General features: G+C 50.0%; 5 protein-coding genes, 1 tRNA gene and 1 pseudogene. 5 read left to right on the forward strand and 2 right to left on the reverse strand.

All coding sequences use genetic code 11. The features are described 5' to 3' along the window. Positions 1-279: 279 nt before the first annotated feature. Positions 280-363 (reverse strand) — tRNA-Leu (locus tag HMPREF3168_RS06540). Positions 364-460: 97 nt separating this feature from the next. Here HMPREF3168_RS06540 and HMPREF3168_RS06545 point away from each other — a divergent pair. From HMPREF3168_RS06545 to HMPREF3168_RS06560, 4 genes are all read left to right on the forward strand, one after another. Beyond that, on the forward strand, positions 461-1,747 hold the full coding sequence (locus HMPREF3168_RS06545; RefSeq protein WP_003613627.1) for a serine hydrolase: 1,287 nt from the start codon (positions 461-463) through the stop codon (positions 1,745-1,747). Position 1,748: 1 nt separating this feature from the next. Next, a complete protein-coding gene (locus HMPREF3168_RS06550) occupies positions 1,749-2,600 on the forward strand; it encodes an NAD(P)H-hydrate dehydratase (protein ID WP_070489258.1) in 852 nt (283 codons plus the stop codon). Between the two features lie 15 nt (positions 2,601-2,615). After that, a complete protein-coding gene (locus tag HMPREF3168_RS06555) occupies positions 2,616-4,169 on the forward strand; it encodes a Rib/alpha-like domain-containing protein (RefSeq protein ID WP_070489260.1) in 1,554 nt (517 codons plus the stop codon). 99 nt (positions 4,170-4,268) lie between these two features. After that, entirely contained in the window at positions 4,269-4,493 is a 225-nt protein-coding gene (locus HMPREF3168_RS06560) for a hypothetical protein (RefSeq protein ID WP_035175245.1), read from the forward strand. Positions 4,494-4,512: 19 nt separating this feature from the next. Here the strand turns inward: HMPREF3168_RS06560 and HMPREF3168_RS06565 are convergent. Continuing rightward, positions 4,513-5,399, reverse strand: a pseudogene (locus HMPREF3168_RS06565) (IS982 family transposase). Positions 5,400-5,510: 111 nt separating this feature from the next. Here HMPREF3168_RS06565 and HMPREF3168_RS10765 point away from each other — a divergent pair. Beyond that, positions 5,511-5,867: a YSIRK-type signal peptide-containing protein gene (locus HMPREF3168_RS10765; RefSeq protein WP_070489262.1), complete on the forward strand. Its 357-nt coding sequence runs from the start codon at positions 5,511-5,513 to the stop codon at positions 5,865-5,867. Positions 5,868-6,176 lie beyond the last annotated feature (309 nt).

Below are 6,176 nucleotides of genomic sequence, written 5' to 3' on the forward strand. Positions count from 1 at the left end.
TTGCAAGTTCAAGCAACTTCAAGTGCTTCAACTCCAGAAACTGCACCAGACACTACTTCAGGTGCTTCTCACTAAGAGCCAGCATAACTAGTAACATCAAAAGAAGATCTCCTTTTTTGAGGGAGATCTTCTTTTTGCTTTTTTAGAAAAAATTTACTTTTTCTTAGGAGCAGTTTTCCATTGCTTTGCTAGGCTGAAAAGGCAGGAGAAGCAAAAAAAGAGCCGACCCTTAGGTCAGCTCTTAAAACTCCCATGCTGGACGTCCCAGCTATTCATTCATGCCCACTAAAGGAGTCGAACCTTCACTCTGTTGCCAGAACAGCGACCTGAACGCTGCGCGTCTGCCAATTCCGCCAAGTGGGCATCTCGTGCCTCAGCACATATTTAATAATAGCAAAAATTTGGTAAAATGGAAGTGCTAATCCAAAATTTTCGTAATTTTTTGAAAAGAGGAGCGACTTTGTTAAAAAAGATCAAAAAGGCGCTGCTGAGTCTGGCAGCCAGTGGATTATTACTGACCGGAATAAGTACTTGGCAGGCCGCGCCGGTTGCGGCGGCAACCGCCAACTACCAGCAGCAGGACTTGAACCTGGACGTCAAGGCCGCGATTGCCGTTGATGCCGACAGCGGGCAGATACTTTATGCCAAGAATGCCACGACCCCGCGGCAGATTGCTTCCATGACCAAGCTGGTGACAGTTTACCTGACCCTGCAGGCCATCAAGCAGGGCAAGCTGTCCTGGACCAGCACGGCTAAACCGACGGCCGCGATTGCCAAGATCAGCCAGAACACTGAGTATTCCAATGTGCCATTAACTAGCGGCCATGCTTACACGATCAAGGAGCTTTACCGGGCCACTTTGATCGAATCCGCTAACGGGGCAGCCTTGACCCTGGCTCAGGCTGTCAGCGGCGACCAGGTAACTTTTGTTAAAAAGATGCGGGAGCTTTTGACCAGCTGGGGGATTAAGGACGCCAAGATTTACAACGCCTGCGGCTTGGCTAATGGCAGCCTTGGCTCAGCTGCTTACCCGGGCGTGGGCAAGGACGTTGAAAACGAGATGTCAGCCACTGACATGGCCATCGTCTGCCAGAAGCTCTTAAAGGACTTCCCGGAAGTCTTGCAGACGACTTCAATCACCAGCGCTACCTTCTCATCCGGTTCAACGCAAAGCCAGATGACTAACTGGAACTGGATGCTGAAAGGGCTGAGCAGCTACTACTCTGACCTGCCAGTTGACGGTTTGAAGACCGGGACGACTGACAAGGCCGGTGCCTGCTTTGCCGGGACTGTGAAGAAAAACGGCCACCGGATCATCACCGTGGTTTTGGGCGCCAAGCACGCAAACAGCCAGGACCCGTCCCGTTTCGTGCAGACGGCCAAATTGATGCACTATGTCTACCAAAACTACACGGCCGTAACCTTGAAGAAGGGGTCCAGCATCAGCGGGGCCAACACGGTCAAGGTGCCAGAAGGCAAGGAAACCAGCAGCAAGGTTGTCTTGGGCAAGACGGTGACTATCTGGGCCAAGCAGGGCAGCAAGCTGCAGACTTCTTTATCCAAGACTGCTGTTTCTGCCCCTGTAAAGAAGGGGAGCAAGATGGCCAGCTACAAGTTCTCAGCCACTAGCGGTAAATTGCCATCTCTTAGCGGCAAGACGGTGACTGCTCCAGCCGTGGCAACTCAGGACAACCAGGAGGCCAACTTCTTCGTCCGTTTGTGGCGGAGCATCTTTGGCAGCAAGTAAGATGAAAAGCATTGATGAAGATTTAGCCCGGCAGGTGGTCCGCCCCCGGCCGGCGGAAAGCCACAAGGGCAATTACGGCCGGGTCCTGCTAATTGGTGGAAATCACCAGTATGGCGGAGCCATCAACATGGCCGCCGAAGCCGCGGTTTACTCCGGGGCGGGTCTGACAACGGTAGCGACCGACCCGGTCAATTTTGCCGCCCTCCACGCCCGCCTGCCAGAAGCAGCCGTGCTTGACTACAATTTAGATCTGGCTAAGCAGATTTCCCGGTCTAATGTAATTTTGTGCGGGCCTGGCCTGGGCCTGGAGGAAAAAGCCTGGGAAATTTTAGAAGCAGTCTGCCAGCATGCAGGTTCTGACCAGACTATTATTTTTGACGCCAGCGCTTTAGACTTGCTCAGCCAAAAGCCTGACCTGCTGAGAAATCTCCAGGCCGGCCTGGTTATTCTGACTCCCCACCAGATGGAGTGGCAGAGGCTGAGCGGGATCAAGATTGCTGACCAGGAAGACCAGGCCAACCAAGCGGCTCTTTCGCGTTTGTTCTCTGGCAAAATGAAAAGTGTTATACTAGTCTTGAAGGCACATCGAACGCGAGTATATGCTTTTACAGGTGAAATCTACCGCAATTCAGCCGGCAACCCGGGAATGGCTACGGGCGGAATGGGCGATACTTTAGCTGGAATTATTGCCGCTTTTCTTGGCCAGTTTGGCCCCAAGCTGACCAGCGTTTTAGCAGCAGTTTACTGCCACTCAAGGGCAGGGGACGACCTTTACCAGTCTTCCTACCTGGTGCGGCCAACGCAAATTTCTGCTTATATGCCGCGCTTGATGAAGCGCCTGAGCACCTGTTAGATATCGGAGGGAATTATGAAAAAGTCAAAGTATCTTACCCTGCTTTCAGTGGCAGCTTTGACCCTGCTGACCAGTGGCCTGGGCAGCCAAGCAGTCTTGGCTGACACGGACACGGCGCAGACGACCAATACGTCAACCAACACGACAACGGATACGTCAGAAACGTCAACTGCCTTAAACCATCAAGAAGCCAAAGGACAGAAGCTGACCACGCCTGTGGGCACTCGGCCGAATGCTTCTGACGCCATCAGCAACAAGGATGATTTAAAGAACGTAAAGAAAGTCCAGGGTTACAGTTGGAAGACCACGCCAGACGTGTCAGCTGCCGGCAGCCAGAAGGCAACGGTAGTCATCACTTATACTGACGGGACGACCAGCGAAGTTGAAGTCGACCTGGAAGTAGTAACCAGTTATGCCAGCCAGAACAGCCCTGTAGCCAAGACCGGCTTGACGGTCAAGGTGGGCAAGAGCCTGACGGCCAGGTCAGCCATCAGCAACCTTTCCAGCCTTAAGAACGTGCACAGCGTGACCTGGAAGCAGGCACCAAGCACGGCCAAGGTCGGCACGGTCAAGGGGACTGTTTTAGTAACCTACACTGACAAGTCCACTGACACGGTTGATGTTACGGTTAAAGTGTCTTCAGTCGTGACGACCAAGAAGTCGGTCAAGAAGAGCAAGAAGAAGCAATACATTACCAAGACCCGGAAGATCATCTTGGACCGGCCGGGCAAGAACAAGACCATCACCCAAAAGGTTAAGCTGTCCAGAACGGTAACGATCACTACCACGACGACTAAAACCTATACTGATGGCAAATTAACCAAGACTTCCAAGAAGGCGAAGAAGAGCTATGGCAAGTGGTCAAAAGGGACCTGGAAGAGTTATAAGGTTCCTGCAATAAGCGGCTACAAGCGCAGCACGACTAAAGTTAAGGCCAAGACGGTGACCAGCAAGACCAAGAATGTTACCGTCAAGGTCAGCTACAAGCGGGTTCTGCATAAGCCAGCCAACGCTCCTTACTATGACCCTGCCGACATGCGGGCCAAGACTGGAGCTTACTACTTCCAGTCAAGTGAGAAGCGGGCTTACCCGAACCTGGCCAAGTACAAGAATGTCTGGATCCGGGTTTCCATCCTGGGCAACCGGGTTTACGTCATGAGCGGCAAGAGGGTCATCTACACTATGTACTCTTCAGCCGGCCGTTTTGAAATGACTAACGGCAAGTACCAAAGCGACACGCCGCGTGGCACCTTCTACTTGAAGGCAGCTTACGGCCCGTCCTTCATGTCTTCAGACGGCGTAGGGGCCCGTTACTACATGGCTTACTACGGCAGTGACTACTTGTTCCACAGCGTGCCAATCAACAACTATGGCTCTGGCGTCTACTACAATGGCTACCACTACGGCTACGGCGGCGTCGGCAGCACGGCCCACCTGACTGTGCAAGGGACCAAGCCAGACTCTCACGGCTGCATCCGGCTGACGCTGAGTGACGCCCGCTGGCTGTACGGTCAACGGACTTCAGGCAAGCTGAAGGTGGGTACCAAGGTCGTTATCAAGTACAAGTAGGCCTTTAAGTAGAATTTCTAGTCAAAAAATTAATATTACTTGTTAATGTAAAAGTAAACAGGACTTTTTCACGCGATGTGGAAGAGCCCTTTTTTTGCCCTGTATAGAATTGAATTGCTGATTGTTGCGGTTTTGCAGGACGACATCTATAACGCAACAAGCTATACCAGCCATGATGAAGCCGTAACTGACCGAGGGACCGGCACTCACTACGCTTTAGCCAGTGAGCTTTACCGGGAATTAACCGACAAGAGCCAGCAGAGCTTGACTGACGATGACAAGACTTATGTCCTTGATCAAGAGCTACTAATTAGTAACAAGTAATATAGAACTACGCGTGGTGCTAGTTGAAGAATCTGAATCCATATCTCTGTAGGATGTAGCTGATATTGTAAGTTAATACAATTATCTCGACAGTTTGTTGGAAACCATCTACATTTCTTGCAAGTATATTTTCAATTCCGTAGTACTTTAGTACTGAAAACACACTCTCGATTGTTCTGCGAATCGCCATTAGCTCTCTTTTGTTATGCTGCTTAGCACCCTTCATATTTTTCCGATAAGGTGTCCACAGTATATAACCGTCTATCTTGAGGGTATCGTGCAGTAGTTTGCCTATATAACCTTCATCGCCTAAGATAAAGTGCCCTTCGGGACGGGGACTGAGAATCAGCTCTTCTGCTTCTTTTGCATCGTGGATTGATGCCTTGGTGATTACATAGCCAAGAACATACCCGTCCTGAGATACGGCAAAATGGCCTTTAAAACCGTAGTAGTAAAACTGTAAAACTTTTTGGTTGAGTTATAGCCAATGTTGGCTGTTCCTTCAAACACCTTAGCTCTGCGGTTTCTGATTGGCTGACACAAAGGCATGGGTAGACTGTCAATGATCATATACTGATCAAGCAGATCGACTCTTGACTTCAGATCGTTGACGATCTGAGCAGTGATGCCAAGAAGCGCTCTAGCCCTGCGATTAAAACGAGACCTAGAAAGACCACAAAGTCCCCAGCAACGGGCAAATCTGCGATGAGAAGATATACCTTCCTCAGCTTGCCAGACAAGTAATGCAATGATCTCGTAGTCTGGAACCTTTACCAGACTGGCATTGCGGCGGTGAGTTAACCGAGATGGGGCGTACTTGTAATAAAGTTTCTTGCAGATTTTCGACAAAGTTCTAAACTCTACTTGCAAACGGTGACTATAAGGTTTAGTCTGTAATTGGTTCAACATTGTAAGGACTCCTTTCTGTTTTTGAATAAAGAAATGCCAGTTATATAATTACAGTGTATTAGTATACGCAAATAACTTCTCGGGAAAAATTAGGAGACGCATCAGAGTATGAATTCAAGAAAGAAAATGATGAATGAACCATCTAGCGAAAAGCAAAGATGGTCCTTAAGAAAGATTAGCGTAGGTATGACGTCTGTGCTTCTTGGGGCGACTATGTTCTGGGCTAGTGGCGCGGGCAGCCAAGTAAAGGCTGATACCACGACTGCTAGCGAGCAAGCAGCCCAGACGCAGACGAATACAGCGAGAAAAGCTGCCGGCACGGAAAGTACCGAGCAGACAGAAGACAATAATGCCAATGCAGATGCAGGCAAGACTGCAGAAACTCCCGCGGCAACTAACAACGGCAGTCAAGAAACCACCACGGAATCGACGGCTGCCTCTTCTTCTGCCCAAAATCAGGGCTAAGCAGCAACCGCTACCTCAAGTACAACCACAAAGGCTGCTTCGAGTATCCTCAGTCAAGCGGACAGCGAAACTGCCAACTCAAACACTAGTCAAGCAGTAACTGCTACCTCAAGCGCTACTACCGAGGCTGTTTCGAGTGCCGCCAACCAAACGGGCCAAAAAGTAAGCTCCAGTAATAACAAAAGCCATGAGGCGAAAGCTCACACAACTAGTGCTGCCTCTGGTTCTATTAGCCAAGTAAATGATGGACAACCTATCACTGGTCTACGACACTACAGTAATAACAAGCTAGAATATTATGGCAAAGAT

Origin of the sequence: Lactobacillus sp. HMSC08B12 (assembly GCF_001808415.1) — a bacterium.
Lineage (GTDB): Bacteria > Bacillota > Bacilli > Lactobacillales > Lactobacillaceae > Lactobacillus > Lactobacillus delbrueckii.